We start from the raw sequence: 25,427 nt of genomic DNA on the forward strand, positions 1-25,427 counted from the left end.
ACGAGATGAGGTCGACTATGACGGACGTTCTGGACCGCATGACCGAAAAATCGGCGATCGAAACCGCCAAGGCGATCCGCTCCGGCGAGACCAGTGCGTTGCTCGAATGCGAAGCCGCGATAGCACGGATCGAAGCGCGCGACGGGCCGATCAATGCCGTCGTCGTCCGCGATTTCGACCGCGCCAGGCATCAGGCGCATGAGATGGATCAACGTCTCGCCGCCGGCGAACGCGCACCCCTGCTCGGCGTGCCGATGACGGTCAAGGAAAGCTTCGATATCGCCGGACTCAAGACCAGCTGGGGCATGGAAGCGGCGCGGGACTTCACCGCGCAGGATGACGCGCTCGCCGTAAAGCGGCTCAAGTCGGCCGGCGCGGTGATCCTGGGCAAGACCAACGTCCCGCCGATGCTGGCCGACCTCCAGTCCGACAATCCGATCTACGGTCGCACCAGCAACCCGCACAATCACGACCGCGTCGCGGGTGGATCGTCGGGTGGAGCCGCCGCCGCGCTCGCCGCCGGCATGGTACCGCTCGAACTGGGCAGCGATATCGGCGGCTCGATCCGGGTGCCCGCCGCGTTCAACGGCGTCTGGGGCCACAAGCCAACTTTCGGCGCGCTCAGTCGGGACGGTCATTACTTTCCAGGCACCGACGGCGCGCCCGGCGAATTGTCGGTGATAGGGCCGATGGCGCGCAACCCCGACGACCTCGCGCTCGCGCTCGACATCCTGTCGGACCATCCGCTCAAACAGGCCGATAATCGTCCGGCGAACGAATATCGCGTGCTGGTGCTCAATTCGCATCCGCATGCAAGGGTCGCCGCGCCGATCGCCGACGCGCTCGATCGATTGGCCGACGCGCTCCACGATCTCGGCGTGTCGGTCGATCGCAAGAGCGACCTGCTTCCCGATCTCGAAGCGCAGCAGCGCGCCTATATGAAGATGCTCAACATCACGATCGCACGCGGCGTGCCGCAGGATGGATCGGCGGCGACCACCTTGGTCCAATGGTTCGACCTGCGCGACGAACAGGCGCGTAACGCACGCGCCTGGAACCGCCTCTTCGCGAGCTACGACGCGGTGATCGCGCCGACCTTGGGCGTCACTGCTTTCCCACACGATCCGACGCCCTTACCCAAGCGTGTGCTCGACATCGACGGCGAGCCCACGCCATTCGGCCTGCAATTCGCCTTTCCGGGGCTCGCGACTTTTCCGATGCTGCCCGCGACCAGCTTCCCGATCGGCGTCGACCCTGATGGCATGCCGATCGGCGTGCAGGCGATCGCCGACACCTATCTCGACCACAAAGCCATCGCCGTTGCCCGGCTGGCGCATGGAGCCATCCAATGACCGAAGACCTCGAAACTTTCCGCGCCGAAACCCGCGCCTGGCTCGAAGCCAATTGCCCGGCCGAGATGCGTGAGCCGGTGCGGTCCGATGCCGATGTCGTTTGGGGCGGACGCGACCAGTCGAAGATGACGCCGGCGCAGAAGCAATGGATGGGCGCAATGGGCGCGAGGGGTTGGACCGTACCCGACTGGCCCAAGGAATATGGCGGCGGCGGTCTGTCGCCGGCCGAAACCAAGATCCTGCGCGAGGAAATGGCGCGGCTCAAATGCCGCAACCCACTCAATTCTTTCGGTATCTCGATGCTTGGGCCGGCGCTGCTCAAATACGGCACCGAGGCGCAGAAAATCGAGCATCTGACCAAGATCGCGCGCGGCGAGATCCGCTGGTGCCAGGGCTATTCCGAGCCCGGCGCCGGATCCGACCTGGCCAGTTTGCAGGCCTCTGCGGAAGACAAAGGCGATCACTATCTGGTCAACGGACAGAAGGTCTGGACCAGCTATGCCAATTACGCCGACTGGATCTTCTGCCTGGTGCGCACCGACAAGACGGTCAAGCAAGGCGGCATCAGTTTCCTGCTGTTCGACATGGCGACGCCGGGCGTGTCGACCAAGCCGATCCTGCTGATCTCGGGCTATTCGCCGTTCTGCGAAACCTTCTTCGACAATGTGAAGGTCCCCAAGGAAAACCTTGTTCACGAAGTGAATAAGGGTTGGGACGTCGCCAAATACCTACTCGGTCACGAACGCGAGATGATCAGCGGCATGGGGCTGGGATCGAGCGGCGGCAACCCGCTGGTCGATGGCGCCAAGCGGACTGTCGGCCTGACCGACGACGGCACCCTCGCCGATCCGGTGCTGCGCGCGCAGATGGCGCTGTTCGAGGTGCGCGCCAAGGCGTTCACCGCCATGTCGGAGAAGTTCATCGACGAATTAAAAGCCGGCAAGGCGCACCCTGCCCAGCCGTCGATGATGAAATATTACGGCACCGAGCTCAACAAGTCGCGCCACGAACTGATGATGGCGGCGGGTGGCTCCGATGCGCTCGAATGGGAAAGCCAGGAGTCGAACACCGGCGCTGCGCCGCGGGCGTGGCTCAGGACCAAGGCCAATTCGATCGAGGGCGGCACCAGCGAGGTGCAGCTCAACATCATCTCGAAGCGGATTTTGGAGCTGCCATCTTAGTCGTCATCCCAGCGAAAGCTGGGATCTCGTGCCGCAAGCACACGCCAAGATCGACAAGATCCCAGCTTTCGCTGGGATGACGAAAGCGAGTAAAGAATGCCCCTCTATCTCAACGACGAACAATCCATGCTCGCAGATACCGCGAAGGACTTCGTGCGCGAACATGCCCCGGTCAAACACCTCCGCGAGCTCCGCGATACCAACAATGCCGACGGCTTCAGCCGCGACTTGTGGAAGTCGTTCGCCGAGATGGGCTTCACCGGCATCCTGATCGGCGAGGATCAAGGCGGGCTCGGGCTCGGCCATGTCGAGGCTGGCGTCGTGCTCGAGGAGATCGGTCGCAACCTGTCGCCCTCCCCGTTTCTCGCCACTGCCGTCGCCGCGATCGAAGCGCTCAGGGGCAGCGCACTCGCCGGCAAATTCTACCCCGGCATTCTGGCCGGCGAGACCGTCGCCGCGCTGGCGATCGACGAGCAGGCCAAGTTTCGCGACAGCGTCGGGATGAAGGCCGAACGGTCGGGCAACGGCTTCCGCCTGTCGGGCAAGAAGCAGTTCGTCACTCATGGCCATGTCGCCGACCTGATCATCGTTGCCGCGCGCACATCCGGGTCGGATGCGGATGAGAACGGCGTAACGTTGTTCGCGATCGACAAGGGCGCTGCCGGCCTGACCGCGACGCCCGAGCGGCTCGCGGATTCGAGCATCGCCGCGCGGCTCGACTTCGACAATGTCGAGGTCACCGCCGATGCGGTGATCGGCGAGGTCGATGCCGGCCGCGATCCGCTCAATCGCCTGCTTCGCGCCGGCCGCACCGGCGCCTCGGCCGAGATGCTCGGCGTCGGCGCGGGGGCGACGGACATGACGGTCGATTATCTCAAGCAGCGCAAGCAGTTCGGCGTCGTGATCGGCACGTTCCAGGCGCTCCAACACCGCGCCGCGCACCTCTATTCGGAAATGGAAGTGGCCCGCGCCGCCACGCTCCGCGCGCAGCAGATGCTCGACAGCGGCGCAGAGCGCGCGGACGAAGCCGTCTCGGTCGCCAAGGCACAGACCGGGCTCGCCTCGATGCTCGCGGTGCAGGAAGCCGTGCAGATGCATGGCGGCATCGGCATGACCGACGAATATGACATCGGCTTCTACATGAAGCGCCAGCGCGTGCTGGCCGAGATGTTCGGCGACGCCAACTTCCATGCCGACAAAATCGCGCGTAACGCCGGTTATTGATGGCCGAAGAAGACCCCAATCCGCGCCCCAAGCGCACCCCCGAACAGCTGATCGAGGGGCTCGTCGCGTTGCTCGATGTCGAGGAACTCGATGCCGATCTCTATCGCGGCATGAAGGTCCCCGGTGGCCAGGGCCGCGTGTTCGGCGGTCAGGTGATCGGCCAGGCGCTGCAAGCGGCGCAACGATCGGCGGAAGGCAAGGACGCGCACTCGCTGCACGCTTATTTCATGCGCGCCGGGGACGACGCGCTGCCGATCATCTATCGCGTCGTGCGCGATTTCGACGGCAAGAGTTTCGCCACCAGGCGCGTGATCGCGACGCAGAACGGCCAGCCGATCCTCAATATGGCCGCATCGTTCCAGGTGCCCGAAGGCGGGCTGCATCATCAGGATGCGTTCCCCGTCGACATTCCGCCGCCCGAAGACCTCAAATCCGAAAGCGAGCTGCGCGTCGAGGCGGCGCAGCACATGCCCGAAGAACATCGCGCGCGTTTCCTCCGCTGGGCGAGCCCGATCGACGTTCGCCCGCTCTACCCGCGCAACTGGTTCTCGCCCGCCGCGCGCGAACCGATCAACTATAGCTGGATCCGTGCCGTTGCCCCGCTCGGCGACGATACGGCGATGCACCGCGCAATCCTGGCCTATGCCAGCGACATGGGGCTGATGGCGACGAGCATGATGCCGCACGGCGTCAATTGGATGACGCCCGGCATGCAGACCGCGAGCCTCGACCACGCGATGTGGTTCCATGAGGCATTCCGCGCCGACGAATGGATGCTCTACGCGATGGACAGCCCGTGGGCCGGGCACGGCCGCGGCATGAACCGCGGCAGCATCTTCACTCGCGACGGCCGCCTGGTGGCGAGCGTCGCGCAGGAAGGCCTGATCCGCAAGCGCGAGCCTAGGAGCTGAGCCCTACTTCCTTGTGACGGTATAAGTAGAGGGAAGGTACAGGACCACGTCGACCGGCCCCGCCCGCGCCCATTCGACCGGCCGATCGAGTCCACTGACGTTGACGCCGTAATCGGGCCCGAACTTCACTTTCATCGTCGCGGCGTCGGCGGCGATCAGATCGGCGATCTGCCCACGATATTGGTCCGGATTGACGACCGACAAAGTCGGCTCGCCCATCACGGTCAATGTCGACCGCCCGGCCTTGGCTACGGCATCGACAAAGCGGCCGATTTGCGTCTTGGCCGCGGCGATATCCATGTCGGGCGTGAGCTTCACCTTGACGAGGAAGGTCGTGGTTGAGGTGTCGGGCCGGCCATCGCCGCCATAAGTGAGGTTCCGATAATTGGTCGTCGTGAGCGGTTCCACGATATAGTCGCCCGTCGCCAATTCCACGCCGGCCTTGGGCGCCCCGGCGATCATCGTGCGCAACGTCGCGTTGATGTCGTTCATCCGCACCGTCGCATCTCGGGTGTCGCCGGTCAGTCGCACGCTCTGCACGACATAATCGGCTTTGCGTTTGAGGTTGATGATCGACCGCTGGGTGGCGACGATGCCATTGGCATAGCCGCCATTATAATCGCTCGGCGATCGGCGTTGCGCGGTGACGATGACTTCCTGCGCGAATAGCGGCGTGACGCTCGCGACCGCGGCAAGGATGGTCAGACTGCCGGCGATGATCCGCATTGCTCTCCTCCTTGCGTTCAGTTGCGCGGCCGGATGGTGCTGTTCGCGGGCAGGAATAGCTGCACCTCGGTCAGCCCCGCGCGTTTCCATTGCACCGGTTTGTCGAGTCCCGTGACTTCGACGCCATAGCCGGCACCGAATTTCGCGCTGCTCCCCGCCGTGTCCTTGGCGACCAGGTCGATGATCGCGCCGCGATATTGCTCGGGATTGACCACGCTCAGCGTCAGGTCGCCATATGGTTTCATTTCGGCGCGACCGACTTGCGGCACTTTCTTGATGAACTGATCGATCTTGGCCAACGCCGTCTTGGCATCGACGCCGGGCGCGAGCGGCACCTTGACCAGGAACTTGACGAATTGCCCGTCGATAGTGTCGTCCGGATCATTGTCGTCCTCGTCGCCATCGAGGACCTTGAGATCGGTATAATTGCCCACGGTCAGCGGTTCGACCACGATGTCGCCGCTCGCGACGAGCACGCCCGAGGCGCCGGCGGAATCGACCGCCTTGCGGACCATAGCCAGCACTTCCTTCTTGGCCTCATCGTCACCGACCGTGTCGCTCGCAATCACGACCTGTTGAATGGCGAAGTCGGCCGTGCGGCGCAGCATCTGCACCGCGGCGGGCGGGATTACGGGCCTGGGCTGGTCGTCATTATTGTTGCGCTTGCGGATCAGCGAGCCGGTGACGATGATTTCCGCGGTGCCGTCGCTGGCGCCGTTGTCCTGAGCAACGGCAGGTGTCGCGCCGGCAAACGTGACGACCACTGCCAAGCCCGTGAGAAACTTGCGCATCTCAACCCTCCCCCTGCTTGTCATCGCAGGGTGCGGTGTCGCGGCGAATCTGTCAAACCTTCAAAGCGGCGTGCCCTCGTCGGCGTTATAGAGCTTCAGGTCACGGTCGTGGAGCCCCAGCTCGGCGCCCCGTGCGCGCCATTCGGCCATGTGCGGCGACGCGCCGTGCGCCTTGAGCGCGTCACCATCGCGCCAGCGCTCGACGACATGGATCAGGGTGGGATCAAGCACATCCTGGCCATAGGCATAAGTGAAGCAGCCGTCCTCGGCACGGCTCGCAGTCACCATTGCCTCCATCGCGGTCCGCGCGCGATCGAGCCCGCCTGCCGGCAACCGCACCGTGCCCATAATCAACAGCATCTCTTCTACTCCTCAAACGGCAGGCTTGCCGAACTCCTGCCGCGTGACCGGGTGGCTCGACGACAGGCCGCCGTCGACTGCCCAGGCCTGGCCGTTGACGTAGCTCGCATCGTCGCTCGCTAGGAACAAGGCGACCCGCGCAATTTCTTCCGGAACGCCGGCGCGTTTGAGCGGATTGAGGCGGCCGACCTTGTCCATCTTGTCGTTGGCGCGGGCATATTCGAACACGCGCGCCGTCATGCCGGTCTCGATCAGCCCCGGACAGATCGCGTTGACGCGGACATTGGTGCCGGTCAGCTGCTGCGCGGCAGTGGTGACGAGATTGATGACGCCCGCCTTGGACGCCGAATAGGCTGGTCCGCCCGCGCCCGAGCGGATGCCGGCAACCGACGCGGTGCAGACGATCGCGCCTTTGCCGCGCTTGATGATTTCCGGCGCGCCATGCTTGATCGCCAGGAACGGCCCGATCAGGTTCACCCGCAATACTTCGGTCCAAAGCTCGACCGGCGTGTCGAGGATGCCGGTGATCCCGCCCGATATCCCGGCATTGGCGTAGATGATGTCGAGGCCGCCATGTTCGGCCACGGCGAGCGCCACCGTGCGTTCCACATCGCCCTCATCGCCCGCATCCATCTGGATCGCCTTGGCCGTGCCACCTGCTTTTAGGATCGCCTCGACCGTGTCGTGCACTGCCTCGCTCTTGTCGGCCGCGATGACGCTGCCGCCTTCCGCCGCGAACAGGGTCGCGGAGGCCCGGCCGATGCCCGATCCAGCGCCGGTGACGATGATCGATTTGCCGGTAAAACGTGTCATTCTTTCCTCCGCCGGGGCGACGCGAGGATTAGATCGTCACTCCACCATCCATCACGATCGTCTGACCCGTCGTGAACGCGGCAGCCTTCGACGCGAGGAACACCACGCCGCCCGCAATATCCTCCGGCTCGCCGATCCGGCGCAGCGGTACCGAACTATTCGCCGCCTTTTGCCGCTCCGGATCCTCCCACAGTGCCCGTGCGAAATCGGTCTTCACCAAGCCCGGCGCGATGCAGTTCACCCGCACATTGTCCGGCCCATATTCGTGCGCCAGGTTGCGCGCGAGTTGCATATCGGCCGCCTTGGAGATGCAATAGGCGCCGATCGCGGTCGATCCGCGCAGGCCGCCGATCGATGAGATGATGATGATCGCGCCGTCCTTGCGCGCGCGCATCTCGGGCACGACCATCGAGATCAGCCAGTGGTTGGATACGATATTGTTGTCGAGGATCTTGCGGAATTGCTCGTCGCTGATGTCCGCCTGTGGCCCGTAATAGGGATTGGACGCGGCGTTGCAGACCAGGATGTCGATCTTGCCGAATGCCCGGCGGCTCTCGTCGACCAGATGCTGCAGACCCTCCTTGTCGGAGATATTCGCGGCGACCGCGATGGCGGTGCCGTCACCGTATTTGGCGTTGATTTCGGCGGCGACCTCATCGCAGGCATCCTGCTTGCGGCTCGAGACGACGACCTTCGCGCCATGTTCGGCAAGTTCGAACACGCTCGCCTTGCCAATCCCGCGCGACGATCCGGTGATGACCGCGACCTTTCCGGTCAGGTCGAATAGCGACATTGTCCTCTCCTTTTTCTAGTCGTCGCCCCCGGCGGAGGCCGGGGCCGTTGGCGACGGCGCGACACGGCCAGCGGCCCCGGCCTCCGCCGGGGCGACGAGCTATCTACGCCCCCGCCTTCTCCGCAAAGCCCCACGCCGCATCGGCGAGCCGGTACACGCCCGCCGCCGACTTCTCCGCCTGCGCCGACGACGCCGTCCCCTCGACGATCCGCTTCTTGATGCCCTGGACGATGCCGGTCAGGCGGAACAGATTGTACGCGAAATACCAGTTGAGGTCGGGCACGCCGTCGCGCCCGGTCGCCGCGCAATAGCGCTCGACCATTTCCTCCAAGGTCGGGATGCCGCTGTCGCCACCGGCCTTGCCCATCACACCCGACCGGCCCTCGGGCGCGGTTACCCAGCTCATCAGGAAATAGCTGAAATCGGCGAGCGGATCGCCGAGCGTCGACAATTCCCAGTCGAGCAAGGCGATGACGCGCGGCTCGGTGGCGTGAAAGATCATGTTGTCGATGCGGTAATCGCCATGGACCACGGAGGTCCGCATCTGCGGCGGAATGGTGCGCGGCAGATATTCGATCAGCTTCTCCACCGCGGGCATGGGCTCGGTTTCGGCCATGCGATATTGCTTGGTCCAGCGACCGACCTGGCGCTCGAAATAATTGCCCGGCTTGCCGTAATCGCCCAGCCCCGCTTTCTCGTAATCGGTATTGTGCAGCGCCGCCAAGGTGTCGCACATCGCGTTGTAGACCCCGGTGCGCTCGTCGGGCGCATAGTCGGGCATCGTGCCGTCCCAGATGTTGCGCCCATCGGCGAACCCCATGATGTAGAAATCGGTGCCGATCACCTCGGGGTCGGTGCACAGCCCATATGGCCGCGCCACTGGAAAGCCGGTCGGATAAAGCCCGGCAATCACGCGATATTCGCGATCGACCGCATGCGCCGAGGGCAGCAAATTGCCGAACGGCTTGCGGCGCAGGACGTACTCGCCCGATGCCGCCTGGAGCTTGTAGGTCGGGTTAGACTGTCCACCGGCGAACTTGGTGTAGTCGAGCGGACCCGCGAATCCCTCGACATTGGCCTGCATCCAGGCGCTCAGCCTGGTTAGGTCGAGGCGATCCTTTTCCGCGACTTCGATCGTCTTTGGTGCGTCGTCGGGATGTGCGCTCATCAACCTGTCCCTACCCGAACGTGATCACCGAGCGCGCGGTATCGCCCTTGCGCAATTCGTCGAAGGCGTCGTTGATCCGCCCGATCGGCATGCGATCGGCGATGATCGTGTCGAGATCGAGCAGCCCGCGCAGGTAGAAATCGACCAGCCGCGGGATATCGACCGGGAAGCGATTGCCGCCCATCAATCCGCCCTGCAATCGCTTGCTGCCCAGCAGGTCGAATGCCGACAGGCCGACGCTGCTGCCGATCGGCATCATGCCCAGGATGGTCGCGGTGCCGCCGCGCCGAAGCACCTTGACCGCGGTCTGCGCCGACGCTTCGCGCCCGACCGCTTCGATCGCGTGGTGCACCCCGCCCTTGGTCAATTCGACCACCTCGGCGACCGTGCCTTCCGCCGTCGCGTCGAAACTGTGCGTCGCGCCGAGCTTTTCCGCCAAAGCGCGCTTTTCCGGAACCGGGTCGAGCGCGATGATCTTGCCCGCACCGGCGATCTTGGCCGCATTGACCGCGGCCAGCCCGATGCCGCCGCAACCTACCACGCACACCGTTTCGCCCGGCGTGACCGGGCTGGCGTTGAACACCGCCCCCGCGCCTGTCGTCACCGCGCAGCCGAGCAGGGCCGCGCGGTCGAGCGGCATGTCGGGGTCGATCGCGACGCAGGCATGTTCGTGCACCAGCATCATCTCGGCATAAGCCGACAGGTTGAGCATCTGGTGCACCGGCTCGCCATTCAGCGTGAGCCGCGGCGCCGCATCGCGCGCGCGCTTGGTATCGTTGCTGACGCACAGCGACATCCGCCCCGACACGCAGAATTCGCAATGGCCACAGAAAGCCGACAGGCAGGTGACGACGGCGGCGCCGACCTTGACCGTGCGCACCTCGCTGCCGACCGCCTCGACGATACCCGCGGCCTCGTGGCCGGGGATCGCCGGAAACGGCGTGGGATAGGCGCCATCGACGAAATGCAGATCCGACCGGCACACGCCGCAGGCCGCGGTACGGATCAGCACCTCGTGCGGGCCCGGATTGTCGATCGTCACGTCGCAGATTTCGAGCGGCTTCTTCGCTTCGAACAGAACGGCTGCCTTCATTTTATCTCCGTCGCCCCGGCGCAGGCCGGGGCCGCTAAGTTTTGGTCCCTGCAACACGGCGGCCCCGGCCTCCGCCGGAGCGACGACTACTTACCGGCTGACTCCGATGTCCCCGCTCGACACGATATCGGCCTTGTAGTCGGCATATTTGCCGAACTCGTTGCGGGCGATCGCGCGATTGTGGACCTCATCGGGACCGTCGGCGAAGCGCAGTGTCCGCATCGCCGCCCATTGATGCGCCAGCGGGAAGTCGTCCGACACGCCGCCGCCGCCATGCGCCTGGATCGCGTCGTCGAGGATCTGCAGCGCCATGTTGGGCGCCTGGACCTTGATCATCGCGATCTCGAGCTGGGCGGATTTGTTGCCGGCCTTGTCCATCATGTCCGCGGCCTTGAGGCACAACAGCCGCGTCATCTCGATATCGATGCGGGCCCGCGCGATGCGCTGTTCCCAGATCGAATGGTCGGCGATGCGCTTGCCGAACGCGACGCGGCTGAGCAGGCGCTTGGCCATGGCCTCGATCCCGGTTTCGGCAACGCCGATCGTGCGCATGCAATGGTGGATACGGCCCGGCCCGAGCCGGCCCTGCGCGATCTCGAAACCACGTCCTTCGCCAAGCAGCAGATTGTCGACCGGCACGCGGACATTCTCGAGCAACACCTGGCCGTGGCCGTGCGGGGCGTGATCATACCCGTAAACCGAAAGCATCCGCTCGATCTTGACGCCCGGCGCATCGAGCGGGACCAGAATCTGGCTCTGCTGGGCGTGGCGCTTGGCGTCCGGGTTGGTCTTGCCCATCACGATCGCGACGGCGCAGCGAGGATCGCCGACGCCCGATGACCACCATTTGCGGCCGTTGATGACATAATGGTCGCCCTCGCGCACCATCGAGGTTTCGATGTTGGTGGCGTCGGATGAGGCGACCGCCGGCTCGGTCATCAGGAAAGCGGAGCGAATCTTGCCTTCCATCAGGGGCCGCAGCCACCGCTCTTTCTGCTCGAGCGTGCCGTAACGATGGAAGACTTCCATGTTGCCGGTGTCGGGCGCCGAGCAGTTAAAGCATTCCGAAGCCCAGCCGATCTTGCCCATTTCCTCGGCGCATAGAGCATATTCGAGATTGGAAAGCTGGGTTCCTTCGAACTCGAAACTGTCATCAACATGGGTCTGGCCCGAATGCGGCGGCATGAAGAAGTTCCACAGGCCCTGCGCCTTGGCGATCTCCTTCACATCCTCGATCACCTGGATCACCTTCCAGCGCTCGCCCTCGTGCGACTGCTTGTGATATTCGGCGTTTCGGGGTGCGATCTCCTTGTCGATAAAGGCCCGCACACGGTCCCGGAAATAGGTTTCGCGATCGCTCAGCGTAAAGTCCATGATGCTTCTCTCCTATGGCTGTCGCTATCTCGACTAAACCGTACCGAGTTTTCGGTAAAGCCGTTGAATCCTCTTTTTCCGAGGGGTTCCGAACAACGAAAAAGCGAAATGGCGCTGCGGAATCCGCTGGCCCCGTGTGACGGAAATGTTAAGCTGGACGGATGGGGCAAACCGATACTGCAGAACTGGACGAGGTTACGGGAACGAAACGTTTCAAGGCGAAACGTAATGCGATCCTGGCCGCCGCTTCCGAAGCGATAAACGAACAGAGCGCGAAGGGCATGACCTTCGCCGATGTTGCGCGCCGCGTTGGGCTCAACACGACGAGCGTGACCTATTATTTCAAGCGCAAGGAAGATCTCGCCCAGGCGTGTTTCGAACACACGCTCGAAACCTTGGGCGAGATGCTCGACATCGCCCAGATGGAGGCGACGCCGGAGGCTCGGGTCGCCCGCTATCTGTCGCTCAACATGGAGCGGTTTGCGCGTATCCGCGAAAACGAGGAGCGCGCGCTGGCGACGCTGAGCGATTTGCGCGCGATGGAGGATCCGATGCTCGGCCGGCTGATGGCGGCCTGGCGCGAGATTTTCCGCAAAACGCGTGCTTTATGGGGCGAGGAACCCGAGAATCGCCGTCTCAAGGATTTGTTTGGCGCGCGCGCGCACGTGCTGCTCGAGAACACCTTCTGGATCCCCGCCTGGATCGCGCGCTACGATCTCGACCAGTTCGACCGGGTCGAGGCGCGGTTGATGGACATGTTTCGCCACGGCATCGCGGTCCCGGGCGCCAAATGGGAGCCGGCGATCCTCGATATCGAGCATGAGGAAGCGGAGCCTGGCCGCGAGGCGTTCCTGCGCGCGGCCACCCGGCTGATCAACGAACTCGGCTATCGCGGCGCCTCGGTGCAGCGCATCGCGTCGGAGCTCAATGTCACCAAGGGCAGCTTCTACCATCATCTCGATGCCAAGGACGATCTGGTCATCGAATGCTACAAGCGCAGCTTCGACACGATCACCGAAACGATCCAGGTCGGCGAGAACAGCAGTGGCGACTGGTGGCATCGATTGTCGAGCATCATCGCGACCTTGCTCGACGTGCAATTCTCGGAACGTGGACCTTTGCTGCGCACGACCGCGCTGACCGGCCTGCCGCGCCATGTGCGCCAGGCGATGATCGACCGCTCGAACCGCATCGCGCGGCGCTATGCTGGCATGCTGTCCGACGGCGCGGCCGAGGGATCGGTCCGCCCGGTCGATGCGCTGATCGTCAGCCAGTCGCTGATGGCGCTGCAGAATGCGGCGTTCGACATGCGCAAATGGGCATCGACAATGCCGCGCGAGCGTGCGGTGGCGATGTATGCCTCCACCCTCGCCTTCGGCCTGTTCGACGACCGCGCAGTGGATAGTTGAGCCGCCTGCCGGAGCGTGCTGCGAATAGGTGGAATCCGGCTATTCGCGATAAAGCACGCGACCACAAGGAATCTCAGACGGCAATCGCGTCCTGCGCTGCCTTACGCTCGATCGCCTTGCGCTTGAGCAGCACGCCCGCGCGCCAATAATGGAAGATCGCCCAGGGGGTGATCGCGGCGAAGACGAACATCGAATAGCGCAGGGATTCAGCGCCGTAGGTCGGCTTGAGTGCATCGCTGAGCATGCCGACCAGAAATGGCCCCAGTCCTAGCCCGATCATGTTGTTGACCAGCAAGGTGATCGCCGCCCAGGTCGCCCGCAGGCGGATCGGCGCCTCGGACTGGATCAGCGCGAAGGTCACGCCGAGATAGGCGGTCGAAAACAGGATCGACAGGAAATAGGCGCCGACCCCGAAAGTCGGGTTGGTCGCGGTATAGACGCATAGGGCCAGCGGCAGCCCGATTGTCTTGAAGACCACCACCATGAATGACTGGCTGTATTGCCCGTAACGGCGGGTCAGCCGGTCGGCGATCCGTCCGCTGGCGATGGCCGCGACGGCGACGATGACCGCGCCGGCGGGTGCTACCTTGAGCGCGATGTCGAGCTTCGTGAAGCCGAACGACCGCTGCATGAAACTCGGACCGAAGGCGGTGAGGCCGTATCCGATCATCGAGGTCAGGGTGAAACCGGCGACGAGGTGAAGCGCGGCGCGGTTGGCGAACAAGGTGGTGAAACCGTCGATCAGTGACGGCCTGGCCGAATCCATCGCGATCTGCGCGTCGGACAGGCCGCGCTTGGGCTCGGGCACGACTGCCCAGATGATCGCCGCGAGCAGCAATCCGGGCAGGCCGATCACGTACATCGCGACGCGCCAGCCATAATAAGTCGCGACGACGCCGCCGATGATCGTGCCGAACGCCGCCCCCAGCCCGACGCCGAGCGAATAGATCGACAGGGCCGACGCGCGTTTGTCCGGCGGATAGAGGTCGGCAATGATCGAATGGCTGGGGGGACTCGATCCCGCCTCGCCGATGCCGACGCCGATGCGCGCGCCGAGCAACTGCCAAAAATTGCCGGCAAGTCCGCCCAAGGCGGTGAACCCGCTCCAGATCGCAAGTGCGCCAGCGATGATCCGCACGCGGTTGCTGCGGTCCGCGAGCCAGGCGACGGGAATGCCGAGCCCGGCATAGAAGATCGCGAACGCCATGCCGCTCAGGATTGCCATCTGGGTATCGGAGAGATGCAGATCCTTGATGATGTCTTCCTGCAGGATCGCCAGGATCTGCCGGTCCATATAGCTGAAGAAATAGGCGAAGGTCAGCAGCAGCAGGGTCAGCGCGCGGCGCTTGGGGACGAACGTCGCCTCGATTTCGGGAAGATGCGTGGGGGAGGACACGGGAGGGGCGACCTTTCTTTTCGTTGCAAAACAACGGCCCCGCCGCGCKGGTCKGGCGSGGCGAGGCCGGAGAGAGAAAGCTAGGGTGCCAAAGTCAGAACTTGGTCGACAGGCCGAGCTTGAACATCCGGCCGTAGGGATTCCCGACGAACGGCTCGTAATTGTAATCTTCGCGCGCGAAGGGTGGCGATGCGTCGAAGATGTTGAACACCGTGCCAGTGAGGACGATGTTCTTCCACGGCAGCTTGACCTGGACGTTGAGGTCCGCGGAGATGAAGTCGTCGAGATCGGCTCCGGTCAGGATGCTCGCGGCGTTGGGCGTCAGCCCAGAGTCGACGCAGGCGCCGGTCGCTCCCGGTTTCAGGCCCAGCGCGCAGTTGGGCGCGAATGGTCCGGTCTTGGTATCGTAACGCTGGTCATGCAGTCCGTCGGTATAGTTGACCGTCAACCGGGCATCGACGGGGCCGGCGCCAAGGTCGAGATACGCCTGCCCCTTCCATTTCGGCACCGGATACAATGTCGATTGATAGTTGAGCAGCCCGACGCCATCGAACGCGCCCTGAACCTTAGTTCCCGCCACGATGATCGCGCTGATCCGGTTGTGCAGCGTCCGCGTGGCGTCCGCGCCGATGCCGAAACGAATAGCGGAGCCGAGGAACTGGTTCGACCGGTAGTTGACGCTGAAATCGAGCCCGTCGTTACGCTGGGTCGCGCCGTTCTGGTACATCGTCTTGACGCGCGCGATATTGGCGACCGTCGTCGCCCCGGTGCACGCGCCGGTCGAGAAGGTGAACCGCGCGGCAAGGCCCGCATTGGTGGCACACGTGTTGGGCAACCCCGTCGGGAACAGCGTCGCAACCATCGCGCTCAGCGGATCGCTGACGATTACGTCGCTGAGATTATAGCGGAAATAGTCGACACTGGCGTTGAAACCGCCGAACTTCAGCAGAACGCCCGCCGAGTAGTTTTCGGAGCTTTCGGGCTTGAGCGCCGGGTTGCCATAGACGTCGACCGGCTTGAACGTCGTGCCGATCAGTTGGAGCGCGGTCACGAAATTGTTGGTGATGTTCGCCAGCGTCGGCCCGCGGAACGTCGTTCCGTATCCCCCGCGGATGGCGAGCCAGTCGGTGACCTGCCACCGCGCGCGGACCTGGGGATCGACGGTCGAACCGACTGAGCCACCATAATCCTCATATCGCACGGCTGCCTGGATATTGAAGCTGTCGAACACCGGGAGCTGCAATTCGGTGAACACGGCCTTGACGCCGCCCTTCAGGAAGCTGTCGCGGTTGGTACCCAGGAAGGCCAGCGCGCCGGTCGCGGGGCTCGGGGTTACGCCCGAGGTCGGGGCGCAGGCCGCCGGATTTGTGTTGCCGGTGATCGGCGTGTCGCGGCACGGATTGACCGCCAGGTTGTTATTCGCGGCATATTTGGTGTCGAACCAATTATAGCGATATTGCGCGCCGACGCCGAACTGGATGTCGCCGCCAGGCAGCTTGATGCCGGTCGAGCCACTGATGTTGCCGTCGAGCACGAACAATTGCGAATCGACCGCGGTCGACGACCGCACGAAGAACCAATCGGTCAGTGCCTTGGTATTGGCCAAAGCGGCATTGCCTTGCGGGTTGGTCGTGCCATTGATCGCGCCGGCGGTTACCGCGTTGCCGAACGGATTGAGCCACATGCAGCCGTTCGCGCCGGGCACATTGCCGGTGCAGTTCGGGCCGCCCAACCCGCGCAACGCGAGCTGGATGCGGTCGCCGAATGAGTCGTAGCCGTCGATGTAGCGATAATATTGGTGATAGGTCGCCGACAGGCTGTAATCGAGCTTCGGCGCTAGTTTGCCGCTGAATTCGGCCGTGAAACGGATCGATTCCGACTTGCGCATGCCGCGGGCCGAACCGGTCTCACCCGAATCCCCGAGCGTAGAGGGATTGCCGCCGGCCATGTACGGGCGGAATAGCAGCAGCGGGAAGATAGCTCCGCTTGCGGGCAATGGATTGCCCGTCACCGGATTGATGAAAAGCGACGGGTTGGCGGCCTTGTAGGCGATGAACCCTGGATTGTTCGCCGGCACATAGAAACCGAGCCCGAGACTGGTGTTCGCTACCGAACCGCCCAGCGACACCGTCGAGGGCAACTGCGTCAGCAGATAGGACGGCGAGGTCAGATAGTGCGGGACCGTCGTGCGTCCATAAAGCGCGGTGACCTCGAATTTGTGACTGCCGCCGAGATCGACCTCGACATCGGTGAAGGCGGTGATGCGCTTCTCAAGGTCTACCAGCGTGTCGAACCCGGTATATTGAGTCGAGCAGCGGCCGTTCGCGCCAAGATACCCGCCCAGGGGAACGCAGCTCGTATCGGCCACGACACCCGTATAGGGGGTAACGACGCCAGGGGTGGCACTTGGACCAACCAGCAGGAAGTTGGCGGGGTTACCACCACCGGTCCAGCCGCCCTGTGGATTGTTGAGAAAGGGTTGGACCGCGAACGCGCGGTCGCGCGCGAGCAATTGACCGCGCTTGTTGAAGCCGACCGCGGCAAGCATCCTGAAGCCATTGCCGACATGGCCGTAGCTCAGCGACGCGTCGATATCACCGTCGGTATCCTTGACCCAACGATAGGCGGCTGAGGCGCGAAACCCTTCCTGGTCGGTACGCGTGATGAAATTGACCACGCCCGCGACCGCGTCCGATCCGTAGGTCGCCGCCGCGCCATCCTTGAGCACTTCGATGCGGCCGATCGCCGCGGACGGAATCAGGTTGATATCGACTGCGGGGACGCCGTTGCCGGCCGTAACCAAGCGCCGATTGTTGAGCAGCACCAGGGTCCGTTGCGGCGACAGGCCGCGGAGGTTGGCGGTGGCGATGCCTTCCGCGCCCTGCGAACGGCTGTCGAACTGGTTCGAGTCGCCGAGCACCGCGCTCGATGTCGGCAGCGCCTTGAGCAATTCGACCGCGGAAGGGGAGCCCTGCTTCTGGAGTTCATCGGCGCCGATGACGTTGACCGGCAATGCCGCGTCCTCCGGCGTACCCCTGATGATCGAACCGGTGATGATGATGTCCGGCGTGCCGCCAGTGTCCTGCGGATCCGCGGCCGGCGCCGATTGGGCAGCCGCCGACGACACCGCGCATACCGCAAACACGGAAATAGCGCAGGCGCAAAGCAACCTTGTCTTGGTCATATGCCTCTCCCCAAACGAGCTGGAGCACCTTGATCGGCTCCATACCCATTACTCGAATAGGCACTATGGGTGACCCTACGTCAAGCGTTAGTCGCGTTGCAAATCGCTATGGATTCTCGGTTCGGCGCGGAATGGGCACGGGCGCATGGCTCCGAAGCCGGCCAAACCGGATTCCGGAAACATGGCCAGAAAAGGTGTTGAGTTCAGTAGCCGCCGAGCCGCGCGAAGCGGTCGCGGAGATAGGCGGTATTTCCCCATACCGCTTCCAGCACCCGCATGCGCTTGAGGTAGAATCCGGCATCATATTCGTCGGTCATGCCGATCCCGCCATGGAGCTGGATCATCTCGCGGCTCATCGCGTGGCCAACCTCGTTCGCCTTTGTCTTGGCGAGCAAGGCTGCCTGTCGCGTATCGCCGCCGGCATCGATCGCCGCGAGTCCCGCTTCGACTGCAGAGCGCATCAACTCGATATCGCTGAACAGACCGGCCATGCGGTGCTGCAGCGCCTGGAAGGTGGACAGCACCTGGTCGAACTGGCGGCGTTGCTTGAGATAATCGAGCGTCGTCTCGAGCGCCTGTTGCGCCATCCCGAGCATCTCGGCCGACGCGACCACGCGCGCGCGATCGAGCACCTGGTCGAGCAATTTGTCGCCACCGTTCGCCAGCTTGTCGGCTTCGACCGCGTCGAACGTGACGTCGGCGTGACTGCGGAAATCGGTCAGGTGACGACGCGACCGCGATATGCCAGCCTGGTTCCCGTCGACCAGATAAAGCCCGTCCGTCGCCGCGACGACGAACAGGCCGGCGCTGTCGCCTTCCGCCACGAACGCCTTGGTCCCGCTGAGCTTGCCGCCCGCGACTGCTGTCTTGATATTCTCAGGATCATGACGCGGCCCTTCATCGAGCGCGAAGGTCGCGACCAGCTCACCGCTCGCGATCTTGGGCAGCCAGGCATCCTTCTGCGCGTCGCTGCCACCAAGCCCGATCGCGGAAGCCGCCACGGCACTTGCCGATAGCGGGCTCGCAGTCACCGTGCGGCCGAGTTCCTCGATCACTAGCCCCAGGCTGAGCCAGCCGAAATCGGAGCCACCCTGGGCTTCGGGAATGACGATCCCCGCCCAACCCATCTGCGCCATCTCGTTATAAACATTGGGATCGTAGCCGGTCGCGGTATCGGCATCGCGTACCTTGCGCCACTCGGTCACCGGACTTTCATTGCGAGTCCATTCGCGCGCCATGTCGCGCAGCATCGTCTGTTCTTCGTTGAGGACGGCCATATTCTTCTTCCCTCGTCATCCCAGCGAAAGCTGGGATCTGGTGCGGCAAGCGCACGCTAAACGGCGTGAGACCCCAGCTTTCGCTGGGGTGACGGTTTCATTGATGATCCAGCATCCCCAGGATGCGCTTGGCGATCACGTTGTTCTGGATCTCGGTCGAGCCGCCATAGATCGTCGTCGCCTTGCCGAAGAGCCAGGCGCGGACGCCGTGCAGCTCGGCTTCGCTGAAGCCCTCGCCTTCCCAGCCCAGGCCCTGCAACCCCTGGATCTCGATCGTCAGCTCGGCGCGTTCCTGGCCGAGCTTGGTGCCGATCGTCTTGAGGATCGACGACACTTCGGACACGCCGCCCTTCGCCTTGGATTCGGCCTGGATGCGCATCGCGGTCAGCAGGAAGGCGCGCCAGTCCATCTCGAACTTGGCGATTCGGGCACGCAAATCCGCGTCGGCGATCCGCCCTTCGGCATCCACGCCAACATATTTCTTGGCGACGTCTGGCAGGCCCGGCCCGCTCGGCATCAGCCGCGACCCGCCACCCGACAAATTGGTCCGCTCGTGCTGGAGCAGGCGCTTACCGATCGTCCAGCCCTGCCCTTCCTCGCCGACCAGATTCTCCTTGGGCACCTTCACGTCGGTGAAGAATGTCTCGCAGAAGGGCGACATGCCGCTGATCATCTTGATCGGCTTCACCTCGACGCCCGGCGCGGTCATGTCGATCAGCAGGAAGCTGATTCCCTTGTGCTTTTCTGTCTTGTCGGTGCGGACGAGGCAGAAGCATTTGTCCGCCCATTGCCCGCCGGAGGTCCAGGTTTTCTGGCCATTGACGACATAATGGTCGCCTTTGTCCTCGGCGAAGGTCTGGAGATTGGCGAGGTCCGATCCGGCATTGGGTTCGGAATAACCCTGGCACCAGCGCACCTCGCCTTTGGCGATCGCCGGGATATGCTCGCGCTTCTGCGCCTCATTGCCATATTCGAGCAGGGTCGGGCCGAACATCATTACGCCCATGCCGCCGATCGGATTCCATGCATCGACGCGCGCCATCTCGTCCGCCAGCACCCTGGCTTCGGCACGGCTAAGCCCGCCGCCGCCATATTCCTTCGGCCAGGTCGGCACGCCCCAGCCCTTTTCGCCCATCGCCTTGCGCCACGCCGTCATCTCCAGCGTTTCCTGGGTCGGCCCCTCGACACTGGCCAGGACATTGCCCTTGCCCTTGAGCGATGCCGGAAAATTGGCGGCGAGCCACTCGCGCACTTCGGCGCGGAAATTCTCGAGTGCGTCGGACGGACGATCGAGTTCGGCGGCGGATGCCATTAAAACTCTCCTTTAAACCGAATCTGAATATCGGGTATGGTCCGGAGATGACACATTCCAAGGCAACGGGAAAGCCCCTGACGTCACGGGTACGTGAAGCGCTGGAGGCCGTAGCGGAACCGGCAAGCGCGTCGGCGATGCAAGCGTACATGAAATCGGCGATGCCCTACCTCGGCGTCGCGAGCGTGCAGCGGCGTGCCGCGCTGAAGCCGGTCTTCGCCGGAATCGATTGGCCCGACAGCGCGGCGTGGCAAGCCGATGTGCTCGCCTTGTGGCACGGCGCCACCCATCGCGAGGAGCGGTATGCGGCGATCGAGCTCGCTGCGGTTAAGTCGGCGCGCCGGTTTCAGCGGATCGACGCGCTGCCGATGTACGAGGAGATGATCGTCACCGGCGCGTGGTGGGACTATGTCGATGAGATCGCCGGGCATCGGCTATGGACATTGCTGCAGAACGATCGCGCCGCGATGTGCGAGACGATGCTGAGCTGGTCGACCGACGCGGATATGTGGAAGCGGAGAAGCTCGATCCTCTGCCAATTGCCCGCCAAGCGCGAGACCGATCTCGATCTGCTCTACGCCTGTATCGAACCGTCGATCGGGTCGAGCGAATTCTTCCTGCGCAAGGCGATCGGCTGGGCGTTGCGCCAATATGCCTGGACAGATCCGGATGAAATCGCGCGCTATGTCGCGGCAGACGAGGATCGATTGAGCGGCCTGAGCAAACGCGAAGCACTCAAGAATAGCGGCAAACGGAGAAGCGAATGACGACGATCGGCGGTGGATGCCTGTGTGGGCAATTGCGCTACGAAGCGCGAGGAGCGCCGGACGGCATGGGCTTCTGCTATTGCGCCGACTGTCGCAAGGCGTCGGGATCCGGCTTCATCCCGTTCATGGGCTTTGCCGCCAGCGCGCTGACGATCACGGGGCGCACGCATCAATTCCATTCCCCGGCAATGCGCGGCGGCAGCGCCACGCGCAATTCCTGCCCCAACTGCGGCGGGCTGGTGTTCGGCGGCATCCATGGCGTGCATGACAGCCACACCATCTATGCCGGTTCGCTCGACGACCCGGCGCATTTCAAGCCGGCGCTCGCGATCTTCGTCCGTGACAAACCCGATTGGGTCGCCATGCCGGAGGGGTTGATCGTGTTCGAGACGATGCCGGACTAGGGTCGATCGACCTCTAAATCTCCCCTCCCTGCAAGGGAGGGGCGCTTACGAGATAGGCAGGTCGAAATGCCCCCCGGGCACTTCTAAATCATGCCGGGGGCATGATTTACCTGCCAATCTCGTAAACGGGGGTGGGTTGAGGGGGGGGGGGGGGGGGGGCCATTTGGCTATATAGCCATATGGCTATCGAATCACTTCATCTCGACGCGACCTTCGCCGCGCTCAGCGACCCCACGCGCCGTGCGATCCTTGCCCGGCTCGCGCTGGGCGAGGCGACGGTGTCTGAACTCATGCAGCCCTTCGCGCTCAGCCAGCCGACCATTTCGAAGCATTTGAAAGTGCTCGAACATGCCGGGCTGATCGAGGGCGGGCGCGACGCGCAACGCCGCCCGCGGCGATTGCGCGCCGAGGCGATGAAGGACGCCGCCGACTGGATCGAGCGGTTTCGCGACCAATGGGACCGCCGCTTCGACAATCTCGACCGCCACCTCGCCACCACCAAGAAGGAGAGTTGAATGCCTGCCCCCGCTATCGCCACCGACGCGCCCGGTTTCACGATCGACCGCGCCGCTCACGCCATCCGCTTCGTCCGCGATTTCACCGCTTCGCCTGACGCCGTTTTCAGCGCCTGGACCACACCCGAGAGCATGCGTCTCTGGTGGGACGCCGGCGGCAAGCCATTGTCGCGCTGCGAGATCGACCTTCGCATCGGCGGCGGTTTCATCTTCGTCTCGCCCAGCCATGCTCATATGCCGTTCACCGGGACCTATCGGCGGATCGAACCGCCGCATCTGCTCGAGTTCGAAGCGATGGACGCGATCGGTCGCGTGGTGCTCGCCGATCGTGACGACGGCACCCGCATGACGGTGGAGATCGTCTGCCGATCCGACGAGCATCTCGACGACTATATCAGGCTCGGCGTCGCCAACGGCACGAGCCAGACCCTCGACAATCTCGTCGCCCATCTCGCCTGAGCCCCCGGCCGCGCCGCCCCTTGCCCCGGGGGCGGCGCTTTTTGCGATGTTGGAACAAGTCGGGCAGAACGCACACAAGTAGCTGAATTGCCGCGTCCGCGCGGTTCGGGCATTGCGGATTTATAATACCGCCGGGAGGAATTGATGCGCTTCGACAATCGCGCCGTGCCGATCGCGCTCGCGGCGGTGCTGATCGACACGATCGGCTTCGGGATCGTCATGCCGGTCTTCCCCAAGCTGATCACGCAGCTCGGCCATATCGACCTGGAGCAGGCCACGCGCGTCGCGGGCTATATGCTCGTCGTCTTCTCGGTCATGCAGTTCTTCGCCGGGCCGGTGCTCGGCAATCTGTCCGACCGGTTCGGACGGCGGCCGATATTGCTGACCTCGATGCTGTGCTTCGGGATGGATTACGCCTTGATGGCCTGGGCGCCGACGCTCGGCTGGCTGTTTCTCGGCCGCGCGATCGCCGGCGCCGCGGGTGCGGTCTATGGCCCGGCCGGATCGGTCATCGCCGACGTCACCCCGCCCGAAAAGCGCAGCGCGACTTTCGGGCTGATCGGTGCAGCCTTCGGCATCGGTTTCATCCTCGGGCCAGCGCTCGGCGGCCTGCTGTCGAGCTTCGGCCCACGCGCGCCGTTCGTGGCGGCCGCGGCGCTGGCGCTGCTCAACGCGGCGACGATGTTCCTATTCATGCCGGAGACGCTGAAGCCCGAGAATCGCCGGCCATTCCACCTGCGCGACGCGCATATCGTTGGCGCGTTCCGACCCCTGTTCCACGCCGGCAACGCCGCACCTTTGCTGCTCGCCTGGTTCATCTGGCAACTCGCGCACATGGTCTATCCCTCGACCTGGTCGTTCTGGGCGACGATGCGGTTCGGCTGGGATGCGCGCGCGATCGGCTGGAGCCTGGCGTTCGTCGGCTTCATCATGGCGTGCGTGCAGGCGGGTCTGACCGGCCCGGTGATCAAGCGCATCGGCGAGCGCAAGGCGATGGTCGTGGGCATGTGCTCCGCCGGCACCGCCTTCTATTTGTTCGCGTTCGCCACCAGCGGCTGGCAGGCTTATGTCCTGATGACGATCAGCGCGTTCCAGGGGTTCGTCTTCCCCGCCTTCAACGGCCTGTTATCCCGGATGGTCGATGCAACACGCCAGGGGCAATTGCAGGGCGGGATCGGGAGCATGGGCAGCGTATCGTCGATCCTGGGGCCGCTCGTCCTGACCCAGGCCTTGGCTACGGGGGATCATCACGGCTTCACCGGCGCGAATTTCCTGGTCGCGGCTGTGCTGGTGACGATCGCGCTCAGCATCATCCTGTGGAAAGTGCTTGATCGCGTGCCGCCAGCACCGGTTGCGGTCGTCGAAGGCTGACCCCCACTCGTCATCCCAGCGTTTTACCCGTCATCCCAGCGAAAGCTGGGATCTCAGGCGACATGCGATACTGCACGAGGCCCCAGCTTTCGCTGGGGCGACGGGTTACCCATCGCTGGGGTGACGGACTAGCCTTCCTTCCCCGGCCGCCGCGTCAGCGCGACGTCGAGATGCCCACCGGCATCGAGCAACGTCACCTCGCCAGTGATCACCCGCGCGATTGGATCGAGCAATTGCACGATCGGCCCGGCAATGTCGTCGGGACCCGCGGCAAACCCCATCGGCACGCGGCTGGCGATATTCTGGTTGAGTCGTTCGAATCCTTCCGCCCCCAGCCTCTTCTCGAACCAGCCCGTCCCGACATAGCCAGGCGCGACGGCGTTGACCCGGATTTGCGGCGCCAGCACGCGTGCCAGGCTCTTGGTCATGGTGATCAGCGCACCTTTGGACGCGGCATAGGCGACCGAGGATCCCATGCCGAACACACCCGCCACGCTGGCGACATTGACCACCGCCGATGCATCCTGCGCGCGCATCGCCGGCGCGCAGGCGCGCACCATCTGGAACGCGGCGACGGTATTGAGCCGGTAGATGTCGACGAAGTCCTCGGCGTCGAGCGCGTCGAGATCCTCGTGATTGGCGAACTTGGTGCGCCCGGCATTGTTGACCAGGAAATCGATCCGCCCGAACGCATCGAGCGCGGCCTGGGCTAGCGCGCGGCAAGCAGCGTCGTCGACGATATCGGCCTGGACCGCGATCGAGCCATTGCCGACCTCGGCCGTCACCGCTTCGGCATCTTCCCGGCTCGACGCGTAATTGACGATGCAGCGCACGCCTCGCGCCGCAAGCATCCTCACGGTGGAGGCTCCGATTCCCGTCCCGCCGCCGGTGACGATCGCGACCCGCCCGTCCATTCCTGCGCTCATGCCGCCGCACTCGGACGCGCGGCGACGCGGTCGTACCAGGCTCTCAGCGCCGTTGCGTCCTCGGGCATCTCGACGCCGATGAATTTGCCGAAATCGATCGTCGTCTGCAGCACGATGTCGGCCATCGAATATCCCCTTCCGTCGAGAAACTGGCGTTCGGTCAGCGCCGTGTCGAACTCGCGCATCACCGTATCGATCCGCGGACGGTTGCTCTCGCCGAACTCGGTATATTGCTTGGGCACGACGCGCGCGGTGTAGGGATGCGTGTGCACCCACACCATCGCGATCGGTGTCATCAGGCGAAGTTCGACGCGGCGGGTCAGCATGTCGACTTCCGCCTGGCCCTGCGCTCCGACGCCGAACAAGGGCGGCTCGGGATTGAGCGCCTCGAAATAGCGGCAGATCGACACGCTCTCGGTGATGACGGTGCCGTCATCCAGTTTCAGGCACGGCACCTGGCCGAGCGGATTGACCGCGCGATATGCTTCTCCCTTATGCTCACCGCGCGGGATCGAGACCAGTTCGCTAGCGACGGTCAGCCCTTTTTCGGCGAGATAGATCCGCACCCGCCGCGGGTTGGGCGCAGGATTTACCGCATCGTAGAACAGCATCGACTCCCCC

Annotated in this window: 24 protein-coding genes; 10 read left to right on the plus strand and 14 right to left on the minus strand. The window is 64.0% G+C overall.

Going from position 1 to position 25,427, the window contains the following annotated elements; translation table 11 throughout:
• Positions 1-17 precede the first annotated feature (17 nt).
• From AC1DSD_RS07390 to AC1DSD_RS07405, 4 genes are all read left to right on the plus strand, one after another.
• On the plus strand, positions 18-1,352 hold the full coding sequence (locus tag AC1DSD_RS07390; RefSeq protein WP_478029289.1) for an amidase family protein: 1,335 nt from the start codon (positions 18-20) through the stop codon (positions 1,350-1,352).
• Positions 1,349-2,533: an acyl-CoA dehydrogenase family protein gene (locus AC1DSD_RS07395; protein ID WP_478029290.1), complete on the plus strand. Its 1,185-nt coding sequence runs from the start codon at positions 1,349-1,351 to the stop codon at positions 2,531-2,533. Before AC1DSD_RS07390 ends, AC1DSD_RS07395 begins: the two co-directional genes overlap by 4 nt.
• Positions 2,534-2,629: 96 nt before the next feature.
• A complete protein-coding gene (locus tag AC1DSD_RS07400) occupies positions 2,630-3,757 on the plus strand; it encodes an acyl-CoA dehydrogenase family protein (RefSeq protein ID WP_478029291.1) in 1,128 nt (375 codons plus the stop codon).
• Positions 3,757-4,668: an acyl-CoA thioesterase gene (locus AC1DSD_RS07405; RefSeq protein WP_478029292.1), complete on the plus strand. Its 912-nt coding sequence runs from the start codon at positions 3,757-3,759 to the stop codon at positions 4,666-4,668. Before AC1DSD_RS07400 ends, AC1DSD_RS07405 begins: the two co-directional genes overlap by 1 nt.
• A 3-nt stretch (positions 4,669-4,671) precedes the next feature.
• Here the strand turns inward: AC1DSD_RS07405 and AC1DSD_RS07410 are convergent, their stop codons facing one another.
• The 8 genes from AC1DSD_RS07410 to AC1DSD_RS07445 all read right to left on the minus strand — a co-directional run bounded on the left by AC1DSD_RS07410 (position 4,672) and on the right by AC1DSD_RS07445 (position 11,786).
• A complete protein-coding gene (locus tag AC1DSD_RS07410; protein ID WP_478029293.1) occupies positions 4,672-5,394 on the minus strand; it encodes a TonB-dependent receptor in 723 nt (240 codons plus the stop codon).
• 17 nt (positions 5,395-5,411) lie between these two features.
• Positions 5,412-6,185: a hypothetical protein gene (locus tag AC1DSD_RS07415; protein ID WP_478029294.1), complete on the minus strand. Its 774-nt coding sequence runs from the start codon at positions 6,183-6,185 to the stop codon at positions 5,412-5,414.
• A 60-nt stretch (positions 6,186-6,245) separates the two neighbouring features.
• The gene (locus tag AC1DSD_RS07420) at positions 6,246-6,545 is read right to left on the minus strand and encodes a putative quinol monooxygenase (RefSeq protein ID WP_478029295.1); all 300 of its coding nucleotides are present in this window, start codon (positions 6,543-6,545) and stop codon (positions 6,246-6,248) included.
• Positions 6,546-6,557: 12 nt separating this feature from the next.
• Entirely contained in the window at positions 6,558-7,358 is an 801-nt protein-coding gene (locus AC1DSD_RS07425) for an SDR family NAD(P)-dependent oxidoreductase (protein WP_478029296.1), read from the minus strand.
• Positions 7,359-7,386: 28 nt separating this feature from the next.
• Positions 7,387-8,151: an SDR family oxidoreductase gene (locus AC1DSD_RS07430; protein ID WP_478029297.1), complete on the minus strand. Its 765-nt coding sequence runs from the start codon at positions 8,149-8,151 to the stop codon at positions 7,387-7,389.
• A 103-nt stretch (positions 8,152-8,254) separates the two neighbouring features.
• Positions 8,255-9,319, minus strand: coding sequence for a phosphotransferase family protein (locus AC1DSD_RS07435; protein ID WP_478029298.1), 1,065 nt, complete (start codon positions 9,317-9,319; stop codon positions 8,255-8,257).
• A gap of 10 nt (positions 9,320-9,329) precedes the next feature.
• Positions 9,330-10,412 carry a Zn-dependent alcohol dehydrogenase gene (locus AC1DSD_RS07440; protein WP_478029299.1) on the minus strand — a complete coding sequence of 361 codons (1,083 nt, stop codon included), beginning with the start codon at positions 10,410-10,412 and terminating at the stop codon, positions 9,330-9,332.
• A gap of 90 nt (positions 10,413-10,502) precedes the next feature.
• Positions 10,503-11,786: an acyl-CoA dehydrogenase family protein gene (locus AC1DSD_RS07445; protein WP_478029300.1), complete on the minus strand. Its 1,284-nt coding sequence runs from the start codon at positions 11,784-11,786 to the stop codon at positions 10,503-10,505.
• A 161-nt stretch (positions 11,787-11,947) separates the two neighbouring features.
• Between AC1DSD_RS07445 and AC1DSD_RS07450 the strand changes: the two genes are divergently transcribed.
• The gene (locus AC1DSD_RS07450; protein ID WP_478029301.1) at positions 11,948-13,195 is read left to right on the plus strand and encodes a TetR/AcrR family transcriptional regulator; all 1,248 of its coding nucleotides are present in this window, start codon (positions 11,948-11,950) and stop codon (positions 13,193-13,195) included.
• Positions 13,196-13,268: 73 nt separating this feature from the next.
• Here the strand turns inward: AC1DSD_RS07450 and AC1DSD_RS07455 are convergent, their stop codons facing one another.
• The 4 genes from AC1DSD_RS07455 to AC1DSD_RS07470 form a co-directional block, all read right to left on the minus strand.
• On the minus strand, positions 13,269-14,591 hold the full coding sequence (locus tag AC1DSD_RS07455; protein ID WP_478029302.1) for a spinster family MFS transporter: 1,323 nt from the start codon (positions 14,589-14,591) through the stop codon (positions 13,269-13,271).
• 94 nt (positions 14,592-14,685) lie between these two features.
• Positions 14,686-17,775, minus strand: a complete 3,090-nt coding sequence (locus AC1DSD_RS07460; RefSeq protein ID WP_478029303.1) for a TonB-dependent receptor domain-containing protein — start codon at positions 17,773-17,775, stop codon at positions 14,686-14,688.
• Positions 17,776-17,978: 203 nt separating this feature from the next.
• On the minus strand, positions 17,979-19,052 hold the full coding sequence (locus AC1DSD_RS07465) for an acyl-CoA dehydrogenase family protein (RefSeq protein WP_478029304.1): 1,074 nt from the start codon (positions 19,050-19,052) through the stop codon (positions 17,979-17,981).
• Between the two features lie 97 nt (positions 19,053-19,149).
• A complete protein-coding gene (locus AC1DSD_RS07470; protein WP_478029305.1) occupies positions 19,150-20,364 on the minus strand; it encodes an acyl-CoA dehydrogenase family protein in 1,215 nt (404 codons plus the stop codon).
• A 47-nt stretch (positions 20,365-20,411) separates the two neighbouring features.
• On the opposite strand from AC1DSD_RS07470, the gene AC1DSD_RS07475 reads away from it, so the two are divergent.
• From AC1DSD_RS07475 to AC1DSD_RS07495, 5 genes are all read left to right on the plus strand, one after another.
• Complete coding sequence (locus AC1DSD_RS07475; RefSeq protein ID WP_478029306.1) at positions 20,412-21,131, plus strand: DNA alkylation repair protein; 720 nt, start codon at positions 20,412-20,414, stop codon at positions 21,129-21,131.
• On the plus strand, positions 21,128-21,535 hold the full coding sequence (locus tag AC1DSD_RS07480) for a GFA family protein (RefSeq protein WP_478029307.1): 408 nt from the start codon (positions 21,128-21,130) through the stop codon (positions 21,533-21,535). The genes AC1DSD_RS07475 and AC1DSD_RS07480 overlap by 4 nt, the downstream gene beginning before the upstream one ends.
• A gap of 179 nt (positions 21,536-21,714) precedes the next feature.
• On the plus strand, positions 21,715-22,050 hold the full coding sequence (locus AC1DSD_RS07485; RefSeq protein ID WP_478029308.1) for an ArsR/SmtB family transcription factor: 336 nt from the start codon (positions 21,715-21,717) through the stop codon (positions 22,048-22,050).
• A complete protein-coding gene (locus AC1DSD_RS07490; RefSeq protein WP_478029309.1) occupies positions 22,051-22,509 on the plus strand; it encodes an SRPBCC domain-containing protein in 459 nt (152 codons plus the stop codon).
• A 144-nt stretch (positions 22,510-22,653) separates the two neighbouring features.
• Complete coding sequence (locus AC1DSD_RS07495) at positions 22,654-23,880, plus strand: MFS transporter (protein WP_478029310.1); 1,227 nt, start codon at positions 22,654-22,656, stop codon at positions 23,878-23,880.
• Between the two features lie 128 nt (positions 23,881-24,008).
• On the opposite strand, the gene AC1DSD_RS07500 is transcribed toward AC1DSD_RS07495, so the two are convergent.
• Together AC1DSD_RS07500 and AC1DSD_RS07505 are read right to left on the minus strand one after the other, a co-directional pair.
• A complete protein-coding gene (locus AC1DSD_RS07500; RefSeq protein ID WP_478029311.1) occupies positions 24,009-24,806 on the minus strand; it encodes an SDR family NAD(P)-dependent oxidoreductase in 798 nt (265 codons plus the stop codon).
• Positions 24,803-25,417, minus strand: coding sequence for a glutathione S-transferase family protein (locus tag AC1DSD_RS07505; RefSeq protein ID WP_478029312.1), 615 nt, complete (start codon positions 25,415-25,417; stop codon positions 24,803-24,805). The genes AC1DSD_RS07500 and AC1DSD_RS07505 overlap by 4 nt, the downstream gene beginning before the upstream one ends.
• Positions 25,418-25,427: the final 10 nt, after the last annotated feature.

Source organism: Sphingomonas sp. P4_D12 (assembly GCF_056401895.1).